At 62.8% G+C, this 24,649-nt stretch carries 18 protein-coding genes; 11 read left to right on the top strand and 7 right to left on the bottom strand.

All coding sequences use genetic code 11. From position 1 onward, the window contains the following. Nucleotides 1-33 precede the first annotated feature (33 nt). The 8 genes from CO670_RS27200 to CO670_RS27165 all read left to right on the top strand — a co-directional run bounded on the left by CO670_RS27200 (nucleotide 34) and on the right by CO670_RS27165 (nucleotide 9,419). The gene (locus tag CO670_RS27200) at nucleotides 34-375 is read left to right on the top strand and encodes a metalloregulator ArsR/SmtB family transcription factor (protein WP_097593075.1); all 342 of its coding nucleotides are present in this window, start codon (nucleotides 34-36) and stop codon (nucleotides 373-375) included. A 44-nt stretch (nucleotides 376-419) separates the two neighbouring features. Next, a complete protein-coding gene (locus CO670_RS27195) occupies nucleotides 420-1,316 on the top strand; it encodes a LysR family transcriptional regulator (RefSeq protein ID WP_097593074.1) in 897 nt (298 codons plus the stop codon). Nucleotides 1,317-1,448: 132 nt separating this feature from the next. Further along, nucleotides 1,449-1,928, top strand: coding sequence for a formate dehydrogenase subunit gamma (locus CO670_RS27190; RefSeq protein ID WP_097593073.1), 480 nt, complete (start codon nucleotides 1,449-1,451; stop codon nucleotides 1,926-1,928). Beyond that, nucleotides 1,925-3,481, top strand: coding sequence for an NADH-quinone oxidoreductase subunit NuoF (locus CO670_RS27185; RefSeq protein WP_097593072.1), 1,557 nt, complete (start codon nucleotides 1,925-1,927; stop codon nucleotides 3,479-3,481). The genes CO670_RS27190 and CO670_RS27185 overlap by 4 nt, the downstream gene beginning before the upstream one ends. Nucleotides 3,482-3,544: 63 nt before the next feature. Next, entirely contained in the window at nucleotides 3,545-6,424 is a 2,880-nt protein-coding gene (gene fdhF, locus CO670_RS27180; protein ID WP_097593071.1) for a formate dehydrogenase subunit alpha, read from the top strand. Nucleotides 6,425-6,515: 91 nt separating this feature from the next. Continuing rightward, on the top strand, nucleotides 6,516-7,340 hold the full coding sequence (gene fdhD, locus CO670_RS27175; protein WP_097593070.1) for a formate dehydrogenase accessory sulfurtransferase FdhD: 825 nt from the start codon (nucleotides 6,516-6,518) through the stop codon (nucleotides 7,338-7,340). Beyond that, complete coding sequence (locus tag CO670_RS27170) at nucleotides 7,330-7,575, top strand: formate dehydrogenase subunit delta (RefSeq protein WP_088677606.1); 246 nt, start codon at nucleotides 7,330-7,332, stop codon at nucleotides 7,573-7,575. Before fdhD ends, CO670_RS27170 begins: the two co-directional genes overlap by 11 nt. A 185-nt stretch (nucleotides 7,576-7,760) precedes the next feature. Beyond that, nucleotides 7,761-9,419 carry an OFA family MFS transporter gene (locus CO670_RS27165; RefSeq protein ID WP_097593069.1) on the top strand — a complete coding sequence of 553 codons (1,659 nt, stop codon included), beginning with the start codon at nucleotides 7,761-7,763 and terminating at the stop codon, nucleotides 9,417-9,419. Between the two features lie 144 nt (nucleotides 9,420-9,563). Here CO670_RS27165 and CO670_RS27160 read toward each other — a convergent pair whose 3' ends face one another. The 4 genes from CO670_RS27160 to rocF form a co-directional block, all read right to left on the bottom strand. Beyond that, a complete protein-coding gene (locus tag CO670_RS27160; RefSeq protein WP_097593068.1) occupies nucleotides 9,564-11,324 on the bottom strand; it encodes a PAS domain-containing methyl-accepting chemotaxis protein in 1,761 nt (586 codons plus the stop codon). Nucleotides 11,325-11,576: 252 nt separating this feature from the next. Beyond that, nucleotides 11,577-12,053, bottom strand: coding sequence for a chemotaxis protein CheW (locus CO670_RS27155; protein ID WP_088677608.1), 477 nt, complete (start codon nucleotides 12,051-12,053; stop codon nucleotides 11,577-11,579). Between the two features lie 198 nt (nucleotides 12,054-12,251). Then, nucleotides 12,252-13,451 carry an ornithine--oxo-acid transaminase gene (gene rocD / locus CO670_RS27150; RefSeq protein WP_097593067.1) on the bottom strand — a complete coding sequence of 400 codons (1,200 nt, stop codon included), beginning with the start codon at nucleotides 13,449-13,451 and terminating at the stop codon, nucleotides 12,252-12,254. A gap of 13 nt (nucleotides 13,452-13,464) precedes the next feature. Continuing rightward, nucleotides 13,465-14,400, bottom strand: coding sequence for an arginase (gene rocF / locus CO670_RS27145; protein WP_097593066.1), 936 nt, complete (start codon nucleotides 14,398-14,400; stop codon nucleotides 13,465-13,467). 122 nt (nucleotides 14,401-14,522) lie between these two features. Between rocF and CO670_RS27140 the strand changes: the two genes are divergently transcribed. Then, nucleotides 14,523-14,960 carry an Lrp/AsnC family transcriptional regulator gene (locus CO670_RS27140; protein WP_170960055.1) on the top strand — a complete coding sequence of 146 codons (438 nt, stop codon included), beginning with the start codon at nucleotides 14,523-14,525 and terminating at the stop codon, nucleotides 14,958-14,960. Nucleotides 14,961-14,975: 15 nt separating this feature from the next. On the opposite strand, the gene CO670_RS27135 is transcribed toward CO670_RS27140, so the two are convergent. From CO670_RS27135 to CO670_RS27125, 3 genes are all read right to left on the bottom strand, one after another. After that, on the bottom strand, nucleotides 14,976-21,077 hold the full coding sequence (locus CO670_RS27135) for a translocation/assembly module TamB domain-containing protein (RefSeq protein WP_097593065.1): 6,102 nt from the start codon (nucleotides 21,075-21,077) through the stop codon (nucleotides 14,976-14,978). Between the two features lie 66 nt (nucleotides 21,078-21,143). Next, nucleotides 21,144-23,072 (bottom strand): autotransporter assembly complex family protein, encoded by a 1,929-nt coding sequence (locus tag CO670_RS27130; RefSeq protein ID WP_176539033.1) that lies wholly within the window; start codon nucleotides 23,070-23,072, stop codon nucleotides 21,144-21,146. 169 nt (nucleotides 23,073-23,241) lie between these two features. After that, nucleotides 23,242-23,499: a YMGG-like glycine zipper-containing protein gene (locus CO670_RS27125; protein WP_097593064.1), complete on the bottom strand. Its 258-nt coding sequence runs from the start codon at nucleotides 23,497-23,499 to the stop codon at nucleotides 23,242-23,244. Nucleotides 23,500-23,590: 91 nt separating this feature from the next. On the opposite strand from CO670_RS27125, the gene CO670_RS32715 reads away from it, so the two are divergent. Continuing rightward, entirely contained in the window at nucleotides 23,591-23,776 is a 186-nt protein-coding gene (locus tag CO670_RS32715) for a hypothetical protein (RefSeq protein ID WP_141502409.1), read from the top strand. A gap of 50 nt (nucleotides 23,777-23,826) precedes the next feature. Next, nucleotides 23,827-24,649: 5-aminolevulinate synthase (hemA, locus tag CO670_RS27120; protein ID WP_097593095.1), on the top strand; the 823-nt coding region annotated here is incomplete at its 3' end.

Here is a 24,649-nt window from a genome sequence, read left to right as displayed (position 1 = left end):
GATCTACCTCATTGCCTCCTTCCGAGATCTCGAATGCCATTGCCAAAACCGGAGCCGGGGATGACCGGCCAGGAGTTGCATAAGCTCGCTGGAAAAGCCCATGAAGCGAGTGATCTTCTGAAAGCGCTGGCGCACCAGACGCGACTTCTGATCCTCTGTATCTTGGCGACCGAGGAGCGAACGGTAGGCCAGATCGAAAGTATCCTCGGCATCCAGCAGGCAATGGTTTCGCAGCAGCTCGCGCGCTTGAGGCTCGAAGGCCTGGTCAATACGCGCCGCGAGGGCCGGCTGGTCTATTACAGCATCGGCAATGTCAGCGTGCTTGCCTTCCTCGAATCGCTGTTCGAACTTTTTCCGGCTGCGGAAAACAGTTAGCCCCCGCCCTTGCGGAATACGGCTGCTATGTCGAAGATAAGGGGATGATCGACAAGCTGGAATTCTTTATCGCCCTTGCCAATGAAAAGCATTTCGGCCGCGCCGCGGAAGAGTGCGGGATCTCGCAGCCGACGCTTTCGGCCGCGATCCGGCAGCTCGAAGATCAACTCGGCGTCATGCTGGTGCAGCGCGGCTCCAGGTTCCAGGGGCTGACGCCGGAGGGGCAGCGCGTGCTCGAATGGGCCCGGCGCATCGTCGGCGACACCCGCACCATGCGCGAGGAGATGCGCGCCGCGCGCCGCGGTCTTTCCGGCCACATCCGCCTTGCCGCCATACCGACCGCGCTCGCCATGCTCTCGCGCATCACCACGCCGTTTCAGGAACGCCATCCAGGCGTGACCTTCTCGATCGTCTCGCGCAATTCGCTGCAGGTGCTGAGCATGCTCGAAAATCTCGAGATCGACGCCGGCATCACCTATCTCGAAAACGAGCCGCTCGGCCGCGTCACCACCGTTCCCCTCTATGCCGAGCGCTACAATCTCATCACGGCCGCCGGCAGCCCGCTGTCCGACCGCGAGAGCGTCACCTGGCGGGAGGTCGGCGATCTTCGGCTTTGCCTATTGACTGCCGACATGCAGAACCGCCGCATCATCAACCGGCACTTGATCGAGGCCGGCGCCACAGTGCACCCGACACTCGAATCCAATTCGATGATCGTGCTGTTCTCGCATGTCCGGACCGGCCGCTGGGCGAGCATCATGCCGCGCAATGTGGCGAAATCCTTCGGATTTCCCGTCGAAATCCGGATGATCCCGATCGTCGAACCGGAGGCGCATCATCTGGTCGGCCTGGTCGCGCCTTATCGCGAGCCGTTCACGCCGCTGGTGTCGGCGCTGCTGCACGAAGCGAGAGTGCTGGTCCAAGAAGAAGAACTTCAATAGGAAAAAGCTATCAAGCAACGAGATAGCTTTATTGATCGCCGGCTGCTTCCTTGAGATGCTGCTTGTGAAAATGACACTCAGGTGGGGGGAGGCCGTCATTTCGCAACGAGCAAGCCGTGGGAGGGCTGCCTTATGACCATTCATATCGCCGAAGGCGATATTGCAGCGCGTACCCGTTCCATCGTCGCCGATCTTCGCTTCCTCGAAGGGCCGCTGCTCCCCATTCTGCACGAAGTTCAGGAAGAGTTCGGCTATGTGCCGCAGGAAGCCCTGCCGGTCATTGCAGAGGAATTGAACCTCTCGCGCGCCGAAGTGCATGGGGTCGTGACCTTCTACCACGATTATCGCAATCACCCCGCCGGCCGGCATGTGCTGAAGCTCTGTCGTGCCGAGGCTTGCCAGTCTATGGGCGGCGATGCGGTGGCCGAGCGCGTGAAAAGGCTGCTCGGCATCGATTTTCACCAGACGACGCTCGATGGCAGCGTGACGCTGGAGCCGGTCTACTGTCTCGGGCTCTGCGCCTGCGCGCCGTCGGCCATGCTCGATGGCGAGGTCTATGGCCGTGTCGATGATCAGGTGGCGGCGGAACTCGTCGCGGAGGCACGTCGATGACAGTAAAGATTTATGTTCCGCGCGATGCCGCTGCGCTGGCGCTCGGGGCCGAAAAGGTGGCAAAGGCGATTGCCCAGGAGATCGCCGCCCGCGGCCTCGACGCAGAGATCGTGCGCAACGGCTCGCGCGGAATGTTCTGGCTTGAGCCGCTGGTCGAGGTCGAAGTCGCCGGCAAGCGCGTCGGCTATGGGCCGGTCAAGGCAAGGGACGTGCCTGTTCTCCTCGATGCCGGGATGATGAGCGCCGGCGATCACCCGCTCTGTCTCGGGGAGGTTGAAGACCTCCCGTTCCTGAAGGAACAGACCCGCCTGACCTTCGCCCGCTGCGGCATCACCGATCCGCTGTCGCTCGCCGATTACGAGGCGCATGGCGGCCTTGCCGGCCTTCGCCGCGCCGTTTCGATGACGCCTTCCGAGATCGTCAAGGAAGTCACCGATTCCGGCCTGCGCGGGCGCGGCGGCGCTGGTTTCCCCACAGGCATCAAGTGGAAGACCGTTCTCGATGCCGCCGGCGACCGCAAATATATCGTCTGCAACGCCGATGAGGGCGACAGCGGCACCTTTGCCGACCGGATGATCATGGAGGGCGATCCCTTCGTGCTGGTCGAGGGCATGGCGATCGCTGGACTTGCGACCGGTGCGACCAAGGGCTTCGTTTACACGCGTTCGGAATATCCGCATGCGATTGCGGCGATGACCGAGGCTGTCGGCATCGCCCGGCAGGCCGGTATTCTCGGCCTTTCGGTGCTCGGCTCCGGCCGCGCCTTCGACATCGAGGTGCGCACCGGCGCGGGAGCCTATGTCTGCGGCGAGGAAACGGCTCTGCTGAACAGCCTCGAAGGCAAGCGCGGCATCGTGCGCGCCAAGCCGCCGCTGCCGGCGCATAAGGGCCTGTTCGACTGTCCGACCGTCATCAACAATGTGATCTCGCTGGCCTCGGTGCCCGTCATCATGGAAAAGGGCGCTGCCTTCTACCGCGATTTCGGCATGGGCCGCTCTCGCGGCACGATCCCGCTGCAGATCGCGGGTAATGTCAGGTATGGCGGGCTCTATGAGACCGCTTTCGGTCTTTCGCTCGGCGATATCGTTGACAGGATCGGCGGCGGCACGGCGACGGGGCGGCCGGTCAAGGCCGTGCAGGTCGGCGGTCCGCTCGGCGCTTATTTCCCGCGGGCGCTGTTCGACACGCCTTTCGACTATGAAGCCTTCGCCGCCAGGGAAGGGCTGATCGGCCATGCCGGCATCGTGGTCTTCGACGATACGGCCGACATGCTGAAGCAGGCGCGTTTCGCCATGGAATTCTGCGCCGTCGAAAGCTGCGGTAAGTGCACGCCCTGCCGCATCGGCTCGACGCGCGGTGTCGAGACGGCCGACAAGATCGCCCAAGGCATCGAGCCGGAGAAAAACCGGGTGCTGCTTGCCGATCTCTGCAACACGATGAAATTCGGCTCGCTCTGCGCGCTCGGCGGTTTCACGCCTTATCCCGTCATGAGCGCCATGACGCATTTCCCGGAAGATTTTTCGCCGGCGCCGATCGTGGAGGCTGCGGAATGATGACTTTCTACCCGTCAACTTCCTCCGAATCGCTCATCTCCACGTCCATACAGGAGGCCGACCATGTCTCTCATCCATGAAATCGACTACGGCACTCCCGCTTCGAAATCCGAGGCCATGGTGATGCTGACCATCGACGGGCAGCAGATCAGCGTGCCGGAGGGCACCTCCATCATGCGCGCCTCGATGGAGGCCGGCATCCAGGTGCCGAAGCTCTGTGCCACCGATATGGTCGATGCGTTCGGCTCCTGCCGGCTTTGTCTTGTCGAGATCGAGGGTCGGGCCGGAACGCCGGCCTCCTGCACGACGCCGGTGGCCGCGAATATGGTGGTGCACACGCAGACGGGGCGGCTGAAGGATATCCGCCGCGGCGTGATGGAGCTCTACATTTCAGACCACCCGCTCGACTGTCTCACCTGCGCTGCCAATGGCGATTGTCAATTGCAGGACATGGCAGGCGCTGTCGGCCTGCGCGACGTGCGCTACGGCTATGAGGGCGACAACCACGTCAAGGCGCGTAACAACGGCGACATCAATCTGAAATGGATGCCGAAGGACGAGTCCAATCCCTATTTCACCTATGATCCCTCCAAATGCATCGTCTGTTCGCTCTGCGTGCGCGCCTGCGAGGAGGTGCAGGGCACGTTTGCGCTGACGATCGAGGGGCGTGGTTTCGGCTCCCGCGTGTCATCCGGCATGCATGAGAATTTCATCGATTCCGAATGCGTCTCCTGCGGTGCCTGCGTGCAGGCCTGTCCGACGGCGACGCTGACGGAGAAATCAGTGATCCAGATCGGCCAGCCGGAACATTCCGCCGTCACCACCTGCGCCTATTGCGGCGTCGGCTGCTCCTTCAAGGCGGAAATGCGCGGCGAGGAGCTGGTGCGCATGGTGCCGTGGAAGGACGGCCAGGCCAATCGCGGACATTCCTGCGTCAAGGGCCGCTTCGCCTACGGTTATTCCACCCATAAGGACCGTATCCTCAATCCGATGATCCGCGAAAAGGTCAGCGACCCCTGGCGGGAGGTGAGCTGGGACGAGGCCTTCGCGCATGTGGTGTCGGAGTTCCGGCGCATTCAGTATCAGTATGGCCGCGATTCGATCGGCGGCATCACCTCCTCGCGCTGCACCAACGAGGAAACCTATCTGGTGCAGAAGCTTGTCCGCGCCGGCTTCGGCAACAACAATGTCGATACCTGCGCCCGCGTCTGCCATTCGCCGACCGGCTACGGTCTCGGCCAGGCCTTCGGCACCTCGGCCGGCACGCAGAACTTCGACAGCGTCGAGTATTCCGATGTCGTCGTCATCATCGGCGCCAATCCGACGGACGGGCATCCGGTGTTCGCCTCGCGGCTGAAGAAGCGGCTGCGTCAGGGCGCCAAGCTGATCGTCATCGATCCGCGCCGCACCGATATCGTCCGTTCGCCGCATGTCGAGGCGTCCTACCATCTGCCGCTGAAGCCGGGCACCAATGTCGCCGTCATGACGGCGCTGGCACATGTGATCGTCACCGAAGGTCTCTATGACGAGAAATTCATCCGCGAGCGCTGCGACTGGTCGGAGTTCGAGGATTGGGCCGCCTTCGTCGCCGAGCCGCAGCACAGCCCCGAAGAGACCGAGATCTTCACCGGCGTGCCGGCGGCGGATCTGCGCGGTGCGGCAAGGCTCTATGCCAAGGGCGGCAATGGTGCGATCTATTACGGCCTCGGCGTCACCGAACACAGCCAGGGCTCGACCACCGTCATCGCCATCGCCAACCTTGCCATGGCGACCGGCAATATCGGCCGTCCCGGCGTCGGCGTGAACCCGCTGCGCGGCCAGAACAACGTGCAGGGCTCCTGCGACATGGGCTCCTTCCCGCACGAGCTGCCGGGCTACCGCCACATTTCCGACGATGCGACGCGCGACATCTTCGAGAAACTCTGGGGCGTGAAGATCAACAACGAACCGGGCCTGCGCATCCCGAACATGCTGGATGCGGCGGTCGACGGCTCCTTCAAGGGCATCTACATCCAGGGCGAGGACATCCTCCAGTCCGATCCCGATACCAAGCACGTGGCCGCCGGACTTGCGGCCATGGAATGCGTCGTCGTGCAGGATCTCTTCCTCAACGAGACCGCCAATTACGCCCATGTCTTCCTGCCGGGCTCGACCTTCCTCGAAAAGGACGGCACCTTCACCAATGCCGAGCGCCGCATCAACCGCGTGCGCAAGGTCATGTCGCCGCGCAACGGCTATGGCGATTGGGAAGTGACGCAGAAGCTTGCCCAGGCGATGGGGCTCGACTGGAACTATAACCATCCGTCCGAGATCATGGACGAGATCGCCGCGACGACGCCGAGTTTCGCGCTTGTGACCTACGACTATCTCGAAAAGATGGGTTCGGTGCAGTGGCCCTGCAACGAAAAGAACCCGCTCGGATCGCCGATCATGCATGTCAACGGCTTCGTCCGCGGCAAGGGCAAGTTCATCCGCACCGAATATGTCGCGACCGATGAGCGCACCGGTCCGCGCTTCCCGCTGCTGCTCACCACCGGCCGCATTCTCAGTCAGTACAATGTCGGGGCGCAGACGCGCCGGACCGAGAATGTCGCCTGGCATGCGGAAGATCGGCTGGAAATCCATGCGCACGATGCCGAGCAGCGCGGCATCCGCGACGGCGACTGGGTGAAGCTCGTCAGCCGCTCCGGCGACACGACGCTGAGGGCCCTGATCACCGATCGCGTCGCGCCCGGTGTCGTCTACACCACCTTCCATCACCCCACGACGCAGGCGAATGTCATCACCACCGACTTCTCCGACTGGGCAACGAACTGCCCCGAGTACAAGGTGACGGCGGTGCAGGTCTCGCCCTCCAACGGGCCGACCGACTGGCAGCTGGAATATGACGAGCAGGCGCGGCAATCGCGCCGCATCGCCGGCAAGCTCGAGGCAGCGGAGTGACGATGGGGGTGCGGGCTGGCGTCGACGGCGAGATCCTCCCTTCTCCCCTCGGGGAGAGGGTGCCCGAAGGGCGGATGAGGGGGCGTATGCCATGAGCTTTCCGACCACCGCCCGCGTTCCCGAAACTGCCCGCCGCAACGGGATCATGCACACCGGCTCGCGCATCGTGCCGGAAGAAGTGCCGGTCGCCTTTTCCTATGGCGGCAGCACGCATGCTGTGATGATGGCGACGCCTGATGATCTCGAGGATTTTGCCGTCGGCTTCAGCCTGACCGAAGAGATCATCACCGAGCGGGCAGAGATATCGGCCATCGAGATCGTCGAAGGTGAGCAGGGCATCGACGTGCAGGTGAGCCTTGTCGATGACGTCGCCGATCGGCTGCAGGCGCGGCGGCGCAGCATGGCGGGACCGGTCGGCTGCGGGCTCTGCGGCATCGAATCGATCGAGCAGGCGGTGCGGCAGGTGCCTGATGTCTCGGCATCGCCGCTGTCGCTGTCCCATGCCGATATCGTGCGCGCCGTTTCGCTTCTGAACGAGGCGCAGCCGCTGCATCGGGAGACGCGCGCGGTGCACGGCGCCGGCTTCTATCTTCCGGCCAGGGGATTGCTTGCGGTGCGCGAAGATGTCGGACGGCACAATGCGCTGGACAAGCTCTGCGGGGCGGTCATCCGCGCCGGCGAAAGCGGCGGGGGCGGTGCCGTCGCCGTGACCAGCCGGCTTTCGGTCGAGATGGTCCAGAAGGCGGCAATCCTCGGCAGTCCCGTGCTCATCGCCATTTCAGCGCCGACCGCCCTTGCCATCCGTACGGCCGAAGAGGCCGGCATGACGCTCGTCGCGCTGGTGCGCGGCGAGGATTTCGAGATTTTCACACACCCGCACCGCATCTCGCCCGGAAGCATCGCCGATGTCGCATGATACCAAGACCAAGCTCGTCTACATGGCGAACCAGATCGCAACCTTCTTCAAGAGCCAGCCGGCAGACGAAGCCGTGCAGGGGGTGGCTACCCATATCAACAAATTCTGGGAGCCGCGCATGCGGCGGCAATTGTTCGAAATTCTCGAAAAGGAGGAAAACGGCCTGGATGCCCTCGTGCTGCAGGCCGCTCCGATGATCCGCAAACCGGAGGCGGAAGCACAGCAGATCCGGTAATCCAAAGTGGCGTGTGCAGAGGGAGGCAGAAGCACACTTCCTGCATGCGCTATCGCATAACTGAAATTTAAATCGATTTAAATGTAAACTAGGCAGAAATTCAAAGTGTTACAGCGTCCTTTGCGCTCCTGAAAAAACGGCAGCGCTCCAATCACAGCAAGGTCTGAAACAAGGAGGAGTTGTTCATGACTGCAGCGGAAACACGTACCGACGGAGCGGTGGCGGGCTCAGGCCTGCTCGATCGCGAAAGAATTGTCGCAAGGCCCGGTTTCAACAGGTGGCTGGTGCCGCCGGCAGCGCTTGCCATCCATCTCTGCATCGGCATGGCCTATGGTTTCAGCGTGTTCTGGCTGCCGCTTTCCAAGTCGCTCGGCATTACGGCCCCGACGGCCTGCCCCGACCTGACGCTCGCCTCGGCGCTCTTCACCACGACCTGCGACTGGCGCGTTGCCGATCTCGGCTGGATCTATACGCTGTTCTTCGTTCTGCTCGGGTCTTCTGCCGCAATCTGGGGCGGCTGGCTGGAGCGGGCCGGGCCGCGCAAAGCGGGTGTCGTTTCCGCCTGCTGCTGGTGCGGCGGCATCGTGCTTGCTGCTATCGGCGTCATGACCCATCAGCTTTGGCTGATGTGGCTCGGCGCCGGGGTCATCGGCGGCATCGGTCTCGGGCTCGGTTACATCTCGCCGGTGTCGACGCTGATCAAGTGGTTCCCGGACCGTCGCGGCATGGCGACCGGCATGGCGATCATGGGCTTCGGCGGCGGCGCGATGATCGGCGCGCCGCTTGCCAACCTGCTGATGAATGCTTTCAAGACCGATACGTCGGTCGGCGTCTGGCAGACCTTCATCGTCATGGCGGCGATCTATTTCGTCTTCATGATGGGCGGCGCCTTCGGTTATCGCATTCCGCCGGCTGGCTGGCGCCCCGATGGCTGGACCCCGCCTGTCGCCAAGAGCACGATGATCACCACCCGGCATGTGCACCTGCGCGATGCCCACAAGACCAAGCAGTTCTGGCTGATCTGGGCCGTGCTTTGCCTCAACGTTTCGGCTGGGATCGGCGTCATCGGCATGGCCTCGCCGATGCTGCAGGAGATCTTTGCCGGCTCGCTGATCGGCTTGCCTGATGTCGGCTTTGCCCAGCTCGATGCCGGACAGAAGGCGTCGATCGCGACGATCGCCGCCGGTTTTGCCGGCCTGCTGTCGCTCTTCAATATCGGCGGACGGTTCTTCTGGGCGTCGCTTTCCGACAAGATCGGCCGCAAGAATACCTACTACAGCTTCTTCATCATCGGCATCGCGCTCTATGCGCTGGCGCCGACCTTCGCCGGCATGGGCAACAAGGCGCTGTTCGTTCTTTCCTTCGGCATCATCCTGTCGATGTATGGCGGCGGTTTTGCGACCATCCCGGCCTATCTCGCGGATATCTTCGGCACTCAGTTCGTCGGCGCCATCCATGGCCGGCTGCTGACGGCCTGGGCAACGGCCGGCATCGTCGGCCCTGTCGTGGTGAACTATATCCGCGAAGCGCAGATCGCGGCCGGCGTTGCGCCCGGTCCGGCCCTCTATACCGGAACCATGTATATCCTCGCCGGCATGCTGGCGCTCGGCCTCGTCGCCAATGCGCTCGTCAGGCCGCTTCCGGACAAGTGGTTCATGAGGGATGACGAGGTTGCGGCGCTGCAGGCGAAGTCGGCGGCCGTCAATGCCGGGCCGACCGGCTCCTTCGGCATCGGCACCGGCGGGCTGGACGGCAAGGCCATGCTCGCCTGGGCCGTGGTCGGCATTCCGCTGCTCTGGGGCGTTTGGGTAACGCTGAAGGCGACTTTCGCCCTCTTCGGCTAAGCGATCAAAAGCGCGCTGCCTAGGTACGGCGGCGCGCTCTAAAGTACGTCGCGATCGTTCAGATCGCTCCTTGCGCTTTAGGTTTTTGTTTTACGCATGTCGTTGCCGCAAAACCGCTGCACACTTTTGCGCGACATGCGTTAATCAGAATTCTTCCCAACTTTGGGCCGTTGACGCGGCGGCGCCGTGGGCCTTGGCGACGCGTGCGACGAGATGCAGCGCCGGCGATCCCATCTGTCGCGTTTCGGGCCTGCTGACAGGCTGGGTCTGGCCCGGGAGGCGGAACTTCGACAAGAGGACACGCAGTGTTTCGGCCTCCCTCGCAAGGCTGTGGCTGGCAGCTGTGCTCTCCTCGACCATCGCGGCATTCTGCTGCGTTGCCTGGTCCATGGTGTTGACCGCCTGATTTATTTCCTTGAGACCGACGGCTTGTTCCTTCGACGCCCTGACGATCGCTTCGACATTGCCGTCGATATCGCCGACCTGCGCGACGATCTCTTCGAGCGCCTGACCGGTCTCGCCGACGAGGCCGACGCCGTTTCTGACGAGTTCGCTCGACGTGTTGATCAGCGCCTTGATTTCCTTGGCGGCCTTGGCGGAGCGTTGGGCGAGTTCCCGGACCTCCTGGGCCACGACCGCGAAGCCCTTGCCGGCCTCGCCGGCGCGTGCCGCCTCGACGCCCGCATTCAACGCCAGAAGATTGGTCTGGAAGGCGATATCGTCGATCACGCCGATGATGTTGTTGATCTCGCGCGAGGACTGCTCGATCTGGCCCATGGCCGCAACGGCATTGCGGACCACCACGCCGGATTGCTCGGCGCCTTGCTTGGTCTTGGCGACCAGCCGGCCGGCCTCGTCGGCGCGGCGGCTGGAATCATTGACGGTGGTGGTGATCTCCTCCAGTGCGGCGGCCGTCTCCTCGATCGATGCGGCCTGCTGTTCCGTCCGCTTGGAGAAGGTATCGGCCGATGCGCCGATTTCGCGCGAGCCGGCGGCGATCGCGCTGGCGTTCTCGCCGATCGTCTTCATGGTTTCGGCAAGGTCGCCGATGGCGGTATTGAAATCGCGGCGCAGCTGTTCCATCGACGGAACGAAAGCCGTATCCACCGTCCGCGTCAGGTTGCCTTCGGAGAGGTCGCGCAGCGCGGTGCCGAGCAGGGCAATGGCACTCATGCGTTCGGTGACGTCGGTGGCGAATTTTACGACCTTGTAGACCTTGCCGTCGGCATCGAGGATCGGGTTATAGGCTGCCTGTATCCAGATCTGCCGGCCGCCCTTTCCGAACCGGACGAATTCATTGGCGATGAATTCGCCCCGCGCCAGCCGTTTCCAGAAATTGGCATAGTCTTCGGTCCTGGCATAGGCGGGATCGCAGAACATGCTGTGGTGCTTGCCTGTGACCTCGGCGAGCGAATATCCCAGCGCATTGCAGAAATTCTCGTTGGCGGTCAGGATTTCGCCGGTGGGGGTAAATTCGATCACCGCCTGCGAGCGCGACATCGCCTCCAGCTTGCCGGCATCATCGACGGCCTTCCGTTTCGCCACGGTGATATCGGCTGCAAACTTTACGACCTTGAACGGTCTGCCGCCCTTGAAAACCGGATTGTAGGACGCTTGGATCCATATTTCCCTGTTGCCCTTGGCAAGACGCTTGTAGGCGCCGGTGTCATATTCGCCGCGTCCGAGCCGCGCCCAAAATTCGCGGTAGTCCGCAGTCGCCGTGTATGCCGGTTCACAGAACATGCTGTGATGCTTGCCGACGATTTCGCTCAGGCCATAGCCGAGCGCACGACAGAAATTCTCGTTCGCCGCCAGAATATTACCCTTGAGATCGAATTCGATGATCGCCTGCGATTTGGAGATGGCATCGAGAATGCATTTCGAATCGGAGGATAGCCCAAACATATCCGTCTCTCTGAAGTCCACAGCTGTTGCTGTTTCGGCCTGGTAGAAGCGAAGCGGGGCATTCCGTGGACCGGAGACATGTCATCCGTTGGCTTCGTAACCCATAGTGGTGGAGCGTGGTTAATATTAGGTATAAAAGCAATCTCTAATTTTGAAGCATCGCGCAATGACGGCAAGCATAGATTGCGCTCTGGCCGGTAATAAAAAACCGCCCGGAAAGGCGGTTTTTAATTGCTGAATTGTTTTGGAGGATCAGGCGGCCAGTTCGTCCGTCTCGTTTTCCTTGAACATCTTGGCGAGGTTCAGGAAGCAGATCATGCCATTCTCCGAAGCGATGATGCCCTCGCAATAGGCGCGGTCGAAGGAGGCGGTCACCTCGGGCACTGGCTGGACCTGGCTGGAGGAGATGGTGAGAATGTCCGAGACGCGGTCGACCAGCATGCCGATGACCATGCTGTGAACCTCGGCGACGACGATGGCGCTGCGCTCGTTGGCGACCGTGCTCTTCATGCCCAGCTTATAGGCGAGATCGATGATCGGGATGACCGAGCCGCGCAGGTTCATCACACCGATGACGTCGGCAGGCGAATGCGGGATCGGCGTCGACGGCGCCCAGCCGCGGATTTCGCGGATGGTCGTGGTCTTGACGCAGAATTCCTGGTCGTGCAGGCGGAAGGCGATGATTTCGAGCGTGTCGCCGCTGAAGCTAGTGGAATTGATCGTGGCCATTAGAATTCTTCCCAACTGTCGTAAGCCAAAGCAGAAGCGGGCGCGCCACCATTGGCGCTGACAAGCCTTGCCTTCACACCACGCGATGGCTTAGCGCTTAGCGAAGCATCGTTACGGTTACGACGACATTAGCGAAAGAGTGTTGCCCAAATCTAAATCGGCAGACGCGTTTATGAAGGTTTTCGGCCTGGATTTGCTTCAGCTGATCGTCTTTTCGATCTGCGAGACCGCCCAATCGACCTGTTCGCGCGTGATGATCAATGGCGGGGCGAGGCGAATCGTATGGTCATGGGTATCCTTGGCGAGAAGGCCGCGCTCCTTCAGCGCATGGCAATATTGCCGCGCGCCGCCGGCTTCGGGTTCCAGCTCGATCGCCATCATCAGGCCGCGGCCGCGCACGTCCCTGACGATGTTCGAGCGGATCGAGCGGAGGCCTTCGAGGAAATAGTCGCCCATAGCAGCGGCGTTCTCGATCATGCCCTCCTCGACGAGGACCTTGAGCGCCGTGCGCGCCACCGCACAGGCGAGCGGATTGCCGCCGAAGGTCGAGCCGTGCTGGCCGGGTTTCAGCACGCCCAGCACCTCGGAATTCGAAAGCACGGCCGATACCGGGTAGAAGCCGCCGGACAGCGCCTTGCCGATCAGCGTCACATCGGCCTCGATGCCTTCGTGCTCCTCGGCCAGCAGCTTGCCGGTGCGGCCAAGGCCGGTCTGGATCTCGTCCAGGATCAGAGTGACGTTGTTTGCTGTGCAGAGCTCGCGGATGCGGGTGAAATAACCGGCCGGTGGGATGATGATGCCGGCTTCGCCTTGGATCGGCTCGATCAGGGCGGCAACCGTATTGCTGTTGATCGCGGCCTCGAATGCTCCAGCATCGCCGAAGGGAATGGTGCGGAAGCCCGGCGTGTAGGGGCCGAAGCCGGTGCGGGCGTCGGGATCCGTGGAGAAACTGATGATGCTGAGCGTCCGGCCGTGGAAATTATCGGCGCAGACGATGATCTCCGCCTTGCCCTCGGGCACGCCCTTGACCTCGTACCCCCATTTTCGCACCGCCTTAATGGCGGTCTCCACGGCCTCGGCGCCGGAGTTCATCGGCAGGATCTTGTGCGAGCCGGTGAGCGCCGCAAGCTCTTCATAGAGGTAGGCGAGCTGGTCGTTGCGGAAGGCGCGGGAGGTCAGCGTCAATCTCCCCGCCTGCTCGACCATGGCGGCCAGGATCTTCGGGTGACAGTGGCCCTGGTTGACGGCGGAATAGGCCGAGAGGCAATCGAGATAGCGATTGCCGTCGGTATCCCAGACATGAACGCCTTCGCCGCGCGTCAGCACGACATCGAGCGGTTTGTAATTGTTGGCGCCGAGCCGCTGTTCCGTGGCGATCAGTTTTTCCGACGTGTTCATGGCTTTCTCCCCTCTATGCTGCGCGTGTCGGGCGGTCGAAGATACGGCGGCCGAAGAGGCTCGCCGTCAACTCCACGAGGATGCGGGCGCTCTTGCCGCGATCGTCGAGAAACGGATTGAGTTCGACAAGATCCAGTGACGAAACGAGGCCACTGTCCGAAAGCATTTCCATGACGAGATGGGCCTCGCGGAAGGTGGCGCCGCCGGGCACCGTCGTGCCGACGCCGGGGGCAATGTCGGGATCGAGGAAATCGAGATCGAGGCTGACATGCAGCAGGCCGTTCGCCTTGGCGACGACGTCGAGAATGTCCCGCATGATGGCCCCGATGCCCTGCTCGTCGATCGCCCGCATATCGAAGACGTTGACGCCGTGTTCATGGATCTCCTCGCGCTCGCGCGCATCGACCGAACGGATACCAACCTGGAAGACATGCTTGGGATCGACGAAGGGGCGGTCCTTCGGCAGGATTTCGGCGAACTCTGCCTCGCCGCAGAAGAAGGCGACGGGCATGCCGTGAATATTGCCGGAGGGCGAGGTGGCGGGAGAATTGAAATCGGCGTGGGCATCGAGCCAGAGCACGAAGAGCGGGCGGCCTTTGCTGGCGGCATAGCGGGCCATGCCGGAGACGCTGCCCATGGAAAGGCTGTGGTCGCCGCCGAGAATGAGCGGGAAACGGCCGGAAGCGGCGACGTCATGGACGCTGCTTTCGAGCGCACGGGTGAAGGCGCCGACGATCCTCAGATTATGGGCCTTGGGATGATTCGGCAGGTCCATCGCCGGCACGATGCTGAGATCGCCATTGTCCGCGACATCGTGGCCGAGATCGATCAGCGTCTGGTCGACACCGGCAATGCGCAGCGCCGCGGGGCCCATGGCGGCGCCCCTGCGGCCGGAGCCTTCTTCCAATGGTGCGCCGATGAGGGTGACAGATCGCGATTGGACATTCATGCGAGGGCTCCGGGTTGAGGCCTGTTTCGGCCGATAGTGGGATAAAGGGTTGACGGCAAAAAGATGGAAAAGTGCCAGAAATGGATTATGATTGCGCAGATTGATAAAGCTATTTTGACAAAGTGATCAGCGTGGACGATCTCGATACCGAGCTTCTGAGCGCCCTTCGCCACAATGCCCGGATTTCCGTTTCATCGCTTGCGGCGATGACGGGCGCATCGCGGGCGACGGTGGCCGCCCGCATCGACCGGCTGGTGGCCAGCGGCACCATTGTCGGTTTCACCATTCGCACCAGCCACGAGACGCGGTCCGCCGGCGTGCGCGCCATCGTCATGATCGAGGTGCTCGGCAAGCTCGCTGACAGGGTCGCCGATCAGCTCAGGGGCCTGCCGCAGGTTCGCGCCCTTCACAGCACCAACGGCAAATGGGATTTTGTCGCCGAACTCGAGGATCGCGACCTTGCTTCCTTCGACGAGACGCTGCGCCGCATCCGGCTGATCAACGGCATCAACTCGACCGAGACCAATATTCTTCTGAAGACGAGCAAGACCGGTTTCTAAGAAGTCCCAGCCGGCTCAGTATTCCCGTTCATAGACGATACCGGCTTCGCCGTCGCCGTTGCCGCCGGCTGCGCCGCGCAGTTTGACACCGCGGCCGACATCGAGGTTGATGATGGCCTTGGCGCCGGCCGCGCCGCCCTGCTGCAGCTCGAAATAGGTGCGATCGTTGAGATAGCGGCCGACGCTGACGCTCGTCTGGCCCTTCTCGTCGGTGCTGATGTCGAGGTCGTCGACCCCGAGCTGGTTGCGCAGGCCTTCGAACAGCGAGGTGGAGCGATTGCCGGCCAGCTGGCTGACGGCGTCGGCGAGCTGCGCGATCTGCACCGGCGAGAGTTTCGACATCGACTGGCCGAAGATCAGCTGCGCCAGCACCTCGTCCTGCGGCAGCTGCGGCGAAGAGGAGAAGGTGATCGAGGGATCGGTGGCAAGGCCGGCGACATCGACGGTCAGCGTCGTCGTGCCGGAGGTTGAGGTCGCTTCCATGTCGAGCGCCGGCGTCAGGTCGCCGGCAAAGGTGATCCTGCTCTTGTCGGAAAAATCAAGGCGGCGGTTGAGAATGGTCAGCCGGCCGCGGCGCATGGTGAAGCCGCCGGTCACGATCGGTGCTGCCGCCGTTCCGCGGATCGTGACGCTGCCGCCGACTTCGGCATCGATGCCGCGGCCGCGCACGAAGATATGCGAGGGCGCGTCGATCTGGAGATCGAGGGTGAGAACCGAGGATTTCTCCCCCGGCTTCCGCTCGCCTTCGTCGCGCAGCTGCGCAAGCACAGCACGCGGCGCATTCTTGTGCCGGATGTCGATTTCCCGCAGTGAGGTCGGCAACTTTTCCGGAATGGTGATCGATGTCTTTTCCAGCTGAAGCTTGCCGTTCAGCGTCGCGCTCATGATCGGTCCGCGCAGCCCGACGTTTCCGCTGACGGTCGAGACGACGAGCGTTCCATCGACATAGACCGCCTTGTCGAGCTTGATCGAAATATCGGCGGGGAAGCCGCCGGCCGGCTGGATGCCGATGGTGCCGCTTGCCGAAATCGTGCCGCCGCCGCCGAGATTGCCGCTGAGACGCGAGATGACGGCCTGGTTGCCGTTGAAGGTCACGGTCGCGGCGAGATTGTTGACGGCAAGATTGCGCCGGACGTCGACGAGCTTTGCGCCTGATGTCGCGACCGTGCCGTTGATGACGGGTGCCGCGGCCGTTCCGCCGATCCGGAGATCGACGGTGGCGACGCCGTCGGCGACGAAGCCCTGCTCGGCCAGCGGCGTGCCGAGTACGGCGAAGGGAAGATTGCCGTTGAAGCGCATGTCGAGGGTGCGATTGCCCGATATCACCACGCTGCCGCCGCCCTTCAGCGACATGCCGGCGTCACCGGCGAGGCTGGTGTCGACCGTCAGCTTGTTGTCGGCAAGCTTGCCCGATGCGCCGATGGTGAAGGGCGAGAGGCCGGCGCCTTTCGTCTGGCTCGTCGCGGCGTTCTTCCAATCGACCTTGAAGTCGACGGAGGGCGCCGATAGCGCCCCGGCCGCCTTTGCGGTTGCCGAGACCGTGCCTTCGGCGGCAAGACCGGGAACGAAGCCATTGGCGATGCCGGCCGGAACATTCTCGGCATTGGCCGTGACATCGACCGAGCGGATGGAGGTGCCTGCGATGGCGAGGTTGCCGGCTGCCTTCACGGCAATGCCACCGCTGCCGCTGAGATTGGCATCGAAATCCAGCCTGTCGCCGGCGTATTTTCCCGTCGCCGCCAGGGCAAGGCGGGAAAGGCCGGCAGCCTTGGTATGGCTGGTCGCGGCATCCTTCCAGTCGAGCTTGAAATCGACGATCGGGTCGGCCGGGGTTCCTGATGTGGTCGCATTTGCCGAAATCGTGCCCTCGGCGCCGAGACCGGGGACAAAGGCATTTGCGATATTTGCCGGCAGGGCAGGGATATCCGCATTGATCGAAAGATCGCGAATGGCCGTTCCCGCGATGGTCACGCCGCCTGTCGCCTTGGCCAGCACGCCGTCCCTGCCGGTGAGGTTGGCATCGAAATCGACCCTGTCGTTGACGAATTTGCCGGATGCCGCAGCCGCGAGGCCGGAAAGGCCGCTGCTTTTGGTCTGTGCGGTCGCGGCATTCTTCCAGTCCAGCTTGAAATCGACCGCCGGCTTCGGCAGCGCTCCGGAAGCGGATGCCGTTCCCGATACGGTGCCTTCTGCGGCGAGACCCGGCACGAAACCATTGGCAAGACCCGCGGGCAGGTTGGCGAGATCGGCCTTGACGTCGAGATTGCGAACCGAGGTTCCCTCTATCGCGACATTGCCGGCGGCCTTGAGCGAGAGACCGCCCTCGCCGCCGAGATTGGCGTCGAAATCGAGCCGGTTATCGGCGAAACGGCCGGATGCGGCCAGCGCGAGGCCGGAGAGACGAGCGCTTCTGGTGTGGCTGGTCGCAGCGTCCTTCCAGCCGAGCTTGAAGTCGGCCTTCGGTGCGGCAGGGGTGCCGGCGGCCGACACGGTGCCAGAAATCATGCCGCCGGCGGCGAGATCCGGAACGAAGGCGTTTGCGAGGCTGGCCGGAATATTGGCGATCTCGGCATCGAGCTTCATGTTGTCGACCGTCGTGCCGGCAAGAGCAACATTGCCTACGGCCTTCAATGAGAGGCCCTTGTCGCCGCTCGCCGCCGCGTTGAAATCAAGCTTGTTGTCGGCGAATTTTCCCGACGCGGTTACGCCGAGGCCGGCAAGGCCGGCGCGCCTGGTGTGGCTGACAGCAGCATTCTTCCAATTGAGGTCGAAATTCGCGGCCGGCGCGGAAAGAGAGCCCGCGGCCGAGAGTTTTCCTGAGACCGCGCCTTCGGCGGCGAGATCGGGAACGAAGCTGTTTGCGATGCTGGCCGGGACATTGTCCAGCGCCGCATCGACCCTGACGTCGCCGACCGTCGTGCCGGTGATCCCGATATTGCCGTTCGCCTTCAGCGACAGCCTTTCGGCGCCTGTTACCGCCGTGTCGAAATCGAGCTTGTTGTCGGCGAAGCGTCCCGATGCCTTTACGGCGAGATCGGCAAGGCCGGCGCCCTTGGTATGGCTGGTCGCAGCCCCTTTCCAATCGAGATCGAAGTCGGCGGTGGGAGCGATTGCCGAGCCGGAGGCGGCCAGCTTTCCGGTTATCGTGCCTTCGGCGGCGAGGTCGGGAACGAAGCCATTGGCGATGCGGGCCGGCAGGTTGACGATATCGGCGTCGACATCGAGGACCGGGGCTGCCGGATCGGCAAGTCCAACATTGCCGGCCGCCTTGAGCGAAAGACCGTCAGCACCGCCGACCGTCGTATCGAAATCGAGCCTCTTGTCGGCGAATTTGCCGCCGACGGTGATGCCGAGCGGCGCAAGGCCTGCCCCCTTGGTCTGGCCCGTCGTCGCGTCCTTCCAGTCGAGCTTGAAGTCGGCCACGGGCGCGGCGGGTGTTCCCGTGACGGCAATCGTGCCGGAAATCTTGCCGCCGGCCGAAAGGTTCGGCACGAAACCATTGGCGAGGGCGGCAGGCAGCTCTCTGATATCGGCATCGAGTTTCAGCGTTTCGCCGGCCGAGCCGGTGACCGACACCGAGCCCGCTCCAGTCTTCAACGTCAGCCCGTTCAGATTGGCGGTGCCGCCTGCGACCGTGACCCGCGTCGGTGCGGCAAGCTCGATCGGGATATTGCGCGGGCTTGCCGAGAAGCGATCGAGGTTCAAGCCGATATTGCCGCCTGAAGTCTCGATATTGCCGTCCGCCATGACGGGATTGCCGTCATAGGCGGCATCGAGGTCGAAGTCGGTACGGTCCTGCTGCTTGGTAAAGCCGAGCGAGAGGCCGGCAAGCCTGTTCGTTCCGGCGCTCAATTCCTCGGCCTTCACCGTACCGTTTGCCGCAAAGGCGCCGAGATCGCTGATCGTGACGTCGATATCCGGCTTGACGATCGCAATCGTATCGCGGCGGATCGCGTTGCCTGACGCCAGCAGCTTGAGCGCGATCCTGCCGCTGTCGCTGCTGACGCCGAGCGAACCCTTGAGATCGCCTTCGGCCTTCTGACCGCCGAGCGCGGCGAGCAGGCCGATATTGGGGAAATCGAAGGTCAATGCGCCGGTCGGCTCCAGAGAAGGCGACACTTCGAGATTGCCGGTCAGCCGGTTGCCGCCGATATCGGCGGTCAGTGCCGGAATTCTGGTCTTGCCGTTCTCCGAGAGAATGTCGCCGTTGATGCCGATCGGCTGGCCGTCGATCGCGCCGGTGGCGGCGATCTTGCCCTGCGGCGCCTTCGGATCGGCGATGCCCGAAAGGTCGACATTGAGGTTGGTAAGCGCGCGGCCAGCCATCTCCAGGCTGGGGGCCTTGAGATTGGCCGTCATGGAGATGGCCGGCAGCTCGCCGCCTATTCTCAACGCATAGCCTGCGCTGCCGCTGGCGCCCGCCATCAGTTTGCCGATGTCGGGCAGCCGGCCGGAGAGATCGGCGTTCAGCGCCGAGCCGTCGAGCGCCACATTGCCGGCGGCTTCGAGCGTCGTCGAGGTGAGGGTGATATTGCTGAAGGCGAATTTCGACGGGATCGTGCCGGCCACCTGGCTTTCGAGCGAGATCGGCCCATCGAATTTGCCCGTCACCGCAACCGGCAGGGCTGCCGGCTCGACGGTCAGCTTGACGTTGCCGGTCAGCGCCTGGTCCGCCTGCCGGTAGGAACCGTTGAGGGTGCCGTTGATATTGGCGCTTTCGACGGTGGTGCCGTTGAAGCCGATGCCGTCGCGCGAGATCTGCAGGGGCGCGGCGATCGTCACCGGGCCTTGAACTGCGCGATTGAGGTTCGGGTCGGTGAAGGTCGCGTCGCCGGCGACGAGGCGCAATTGAATGCTGCCGGAACGGGCGGCGAGATTGAAGGCGTCGCTCTTGGCCGTCAGCTTGACGTTGCCGATATCGGCTTGCGGAAGCCTGGCGGAATCGAGGGAGCCGCTGACGTTCAGCCGGGCCGCCTGCGCGTCGCCTGTCAGCGCCAGGTTGAGGCCCGATATCAGGAAGCGCGCTTCGCCTTCGGCAAGCGGCCAGCGAAAATCGACGGGGCCGGATGTGCCGAGCAGATTGGCGTTCAGGCTGTTGTTGCCGGACGGATCGAGCGTGCCGGATGCGGCAATTACGACGCTGCCGGTGGCAAGGTTGCCGGTCTGGATATCGATCTTGCCGTGGTTGTCGAAGGTAGCGGCAAGATCGATATTGGTCTGGCCGGCGAAAAGCGGCCGGAACGCCGCCGGGAGAAGCGAGCTCAGATCGCCGCCGCCCTTGAGGTCGAGATGGTGAAGCCCGTCGGCGGCGATGGCATGCCGGCCCTCGATTGCGGCGCGCTGCTGTCCGTCGAGCGCGGCCTGCAATTTGCCCGTCCAATCGGAGATCGGCCCCTGTCCGTCGAGAGCGATGTTGACCGCCGGATCGCCCGGCAGGCCGAGAAAGCCCGCTACCAGCCCTCCCTTCGGTTCCGAAAGGTTGGCTTTCAACTGCAGCCGATTTTCGGCCGGGGCATAGGCGATGTCGGCAGTTAGCCGGGCATCGGGGACGGCGTGGCGGCTGACGTTGATGGCGCCCTCGCCGCCGTTGCCGTCAGCCGACAGGTTCCCTTCGGCGGCGAGTGCGAACGCGCGGCCGGCAAAGGGTTCGGCAAGTTTGATATCGGGCAGGGCGACGCGGTCTATGTCGACCTTGATCGGCAGGCTGAAGCCGCCGGAATTTTCAGCCGCGGGCCGCGAGGGCAGGGTACGCACCGGCTTGCGCAGCACGTTGATCGAATCGATCTCGAAGCGTTTGGCGTGGAAGGTTCCGGTCAGCAGCGCCAGCGGATTCCAGTCGATCGCGATGCCGTGAATTTCGGCGAAGACGCCCTTGGTGTCGGAAAGGGAGATCTCGGCGGCGCGAAGCCCGCCGGTCAGGAGGCCTTCCGGTTCGCGAACTTCGATCGTCATGTCGCGGTTGGAAAGGGTGGAGGCGATCCTTTCGGTAACGATGCGGGCGCCGAAACTGGTGAAGCCGAAGATCGCAAGCGCTGCGACGGCGAGAATCAGGGCGGCGCCCACGGCATAGCCGGTGAGCCGTATGATCCAGTTGACGATTTTTGCCAGCGTTTGCATCGGCGCGGACACTACCCCGTTTTCATGACGGCCCACAGATTGGAAAACAAAGCGGAAACGGCAATCCTAGAAGGATTGGCCTATGCCGGCGTAAATTCCGTAATCTGTGCCATCTTCGTACTTGTTCAGCGGCATGGCAAAATCAAGCCGCAGCGGTCCGAAAGGCGTTGCATATCGTATTCCTGCGCCGGCGCCGGCGCGGATGTCGGAAAAACCGGGGAAAGTGCTGTCCGATACCGTACCGACATCGACGAAGGGCACGATGCCGATCGTATCGGTGATCTTGATGCGGGCTTCCAGCGAAGCGGTCACATAGGAGCGGCCGCCGGTGGCCTCGCCCTCGTCATTATAGGGCGAGATTTCCTGGTAGCCGTATCCGCGCACCGAGCCGCCGCCACCGGCAAAAAAGCGTTGCGTGGCAGGAATATCTTCGATCCCGCCGCCGCCGATCAGCACACCGGCAGCGACCTTGCCGGCAAGCACCAGACGGTCTTCGGCGCCGAACGGCAGGTAGCCGGAGATCGAGCCCTCGAATGCGGCATAGGGCGTGGCGTTGAAGATCTCGTAGCCGGGCTTCGCCGAGAGCGTGGCGCGATAGCCTTCCGTCGGATTGAACTTGTCGTCACGCGCGTCGCGATCGTACTGGATCGGCAGGGTAATGGTGAGATAGTCGTTGGTGCCGAAGGCGTCGTCGTCACGCTCCCAGCTGACCTCGCCGCTCGCCGAGATCGTATCCTGATCGGTCAGCTCATAGGAAAGGCCGAGCGAAGCGGTGACGAGCGTCGCGTTATAAGCATCCGGATTTTCGGTCTTGGCGACGATGCCGGCTTTCAGCGTGGCGGCCGGGAAGAAGGCGCCGGGCTTGGTGAAGAGGATGCCGGCGGAATAATCGAGGCTGCCGACATCCGTCGTCTCCCCGATCCGCGAGACCGATCCCTCGATCCTCAGCGTTTCGGCTTCGCCGAAGAGATTGCGATGGCCCCAATAACCTTGAACGCCGAAGCCGTCGATGGTGGAATATTGCGCGCCGACGCCGAAATAGCGCCTCTTGCCTTCCGAAACCTGGATCGTCATCGGCAGCGTGCCATCCGGCGCCAGCGCGTCGCCTTCATGAATGGTGACGCTCGAAAAGACGCCGAGCGCGCGCAGGCGTTCGCCGGCCTTCTTCAGCGCTTCCGGGGAGTAGGCCTCGCCTTTGTTCAGCCGGGAATAGCGCTGGATGAAACCGGGTCTGACGGTTTTTTCACCGGTGACGCCGACATCGCCGATCGGAGCGACGGGGCCACCTTCCGCGGCAAGTACGATGTCGACGGTGTCGCTCTTGTGGTCGGCAACGACCCTGCGTTCCGTCAATTTCGCGAAGGGCCGGCCTTCGCTCTTCAATTGTTCGACGATCTTGTCACCGGCCTTGATGATGGCGAGCGAGCCGGCTTGAGCGCCCGGCGCGAGGTCGTAATCGGCCGGATTGCGGCTTGCGGCGTCGCCGCCGAACTGAACTTCCTTGACCGTGAAAACGGGGCCGGGAGCGATATCGACGGTCACCGGGATCGGTCCGGAGCGGTCGAAGGTCGGGTTGGGCGGCAGGTCGTCGATGTTCTTGCCGTCGATGGTGATCGTTACCACGCCGCCGTAGCGGGCCTTTTCGTATAAGGCGGCAATCAGCCGTTCACGGTCGTCGCGCGCCTTGACGACGATGCCGAGATCGCCGGATACCGGCTGCTTCTGGTCGCTGACGAGGCGGGAACTGTTTTCCAAGGCTTCCCTGAGGTCGGGATCGGCGGTATCGGCCTTGAGATCGACCTGATAGCGCACAGGATCCGGCACCTGCTCACCTTCGTCTTCCTCTTTGCCGAAGATGGTGATGCCGAAAAGCTTGAAGGCGTAAGCATCGCCGATCAGGACCGGTGAGAATGCAGCTGCCGCTGCAACCACCATCATGGTGCCTGTTCGCCGATACGCAGTACCTGTTTTCGGGCCTGTCCCTCTTATCCGCATCCGCTGCTTTTGGTTACGCCTACAATGAAGCTTCGTTGCCCAGCCGTGAACAGCTTAGCGGCAAAATCGCGCGGGGTGTACCATTTTAAATTGCCGACGCGCTAATTTAGCACAAAAAATCCCGGATGTGTGTCCGGGATTTCCTGATTTGGCCGGTGTGCAAGCGCTCTCAGCGCGGGCAGGCGTCGATGTAGCGGCGGCCGTAACGGTCGCGATAGTAGCACTGGCCGGGCTGTTCGGCGACGCTGCCGATGAGCGCGCCGGACACGCCGCCGATAGCGGCGCCGACCGCCGCGCCACGAACGTCACCGGTGACCGCACCGCCAATGACGGCACCGGATGCAGCGCCGATGCCGGCACCCTGTTGGGTCGGCGTGCAGCTTGCGATCGACAGGCCGATCACTGCGAGTATGACAGCTTTCTTCATCACTTTTCTCCTGGGTTGTCGCCCAATGGGCATAGGCCGTCCCTAGTCTTTTTTTGCCACGCTAGTCCGAAAACTATGTCGGAAGAAAGGGTTGTCCACTCTTGTCCTGATTTTTTTGCAAGCGGGACATTGTGGTCGGCGGGTGGTTTTCGCGAATTTCGATGGGGTTTATGCAGCATCGATTATTGATCCGCGCTCGCGTATTTTTTTATCTGGAATCATTCAAAAAACTGGGCCTTTTGCCGCAGTTGATGTTAAAGCAGAGGGTAAGCATTGACGCGCGGACGTCCGGTCGGCAAGAACGGCCGCGCGATACTGGAGCATATGATGGATTTCGAAGCATTTTTCAAAAACGAGCTGGACGGGCTTCATGCCGAGGGCCGTTACCGCGTTTTTGCCGATCTCGAGCGTCACCGCGGCCACTTCCCGCGCGCGACGCGCCATACGGCCGATGGCGAAAAGGAAGTCACGGTCTGGTGCTCCAACGACTATCTCGGCATGGGTCAGAACCCGAAGGTGATCGAGGCGATGAAGAACGCCATCGACCACTGTGGCGCGGGTGCGGGAGGCACCCGGAATATTTCTGGCACCAACCACTACCACGTCCTGCTCGAGCGCGAGCTTGCCGATCTGCACGGCAAGGAAGCAGCGCTGATCTTCACCTCCGGCTATGTCTCCAACTGGGCAGCGCTCGGCACGCTCGGCGCCAGGATCCCCGATCTCATCATCTTCTCCGATGCGCTGAACCATGCCTCGATGATCGAGGGCATCCGTTACGCCAAGTGCGACAAGGTGATCTGGAAGCACAATGACGTCGCCGATCTCGAAGCCAAGCTTAAGGCCGCCGATCCGAAGGCGCCGAAGCTGATTGCCTTCGAGAGCGTCTATTCGATGGATGGCGATATCGCCCCGATCAAGGAGATCTGCGATCTCGCCGACAAATACGGCGCGATGACCTATCTCGACGAAGTGCATGCGGTCGGCATGTACGGCCCGCGCGGCGGCGGCATTGCCGAGCGCGAAGGGCTGATGGACCGGCTGACGGTCATCGAAGGCACGCTTGGCAAGGCCTTCGGCGTGATGGGCGGCTATATCGCCGCTTCGACGGCGCTGTGCGACTTCATCCGCTCGTTCGCCTCCGGCTTCATCT

Source organism: Rhizobium sp. J15, assembly GCF_002531825.1.
GTDB lineage: Bacteria > Pseudomonadota > Alphaproteobacteria > Rhizobiales > Rhizobiaceae > Rhizobium.
The sequence above is the reverse complement of the archived record's forward strand: the minus strand, read 5'-3'. Positions and strand labels throughout refer to the sequence as shown.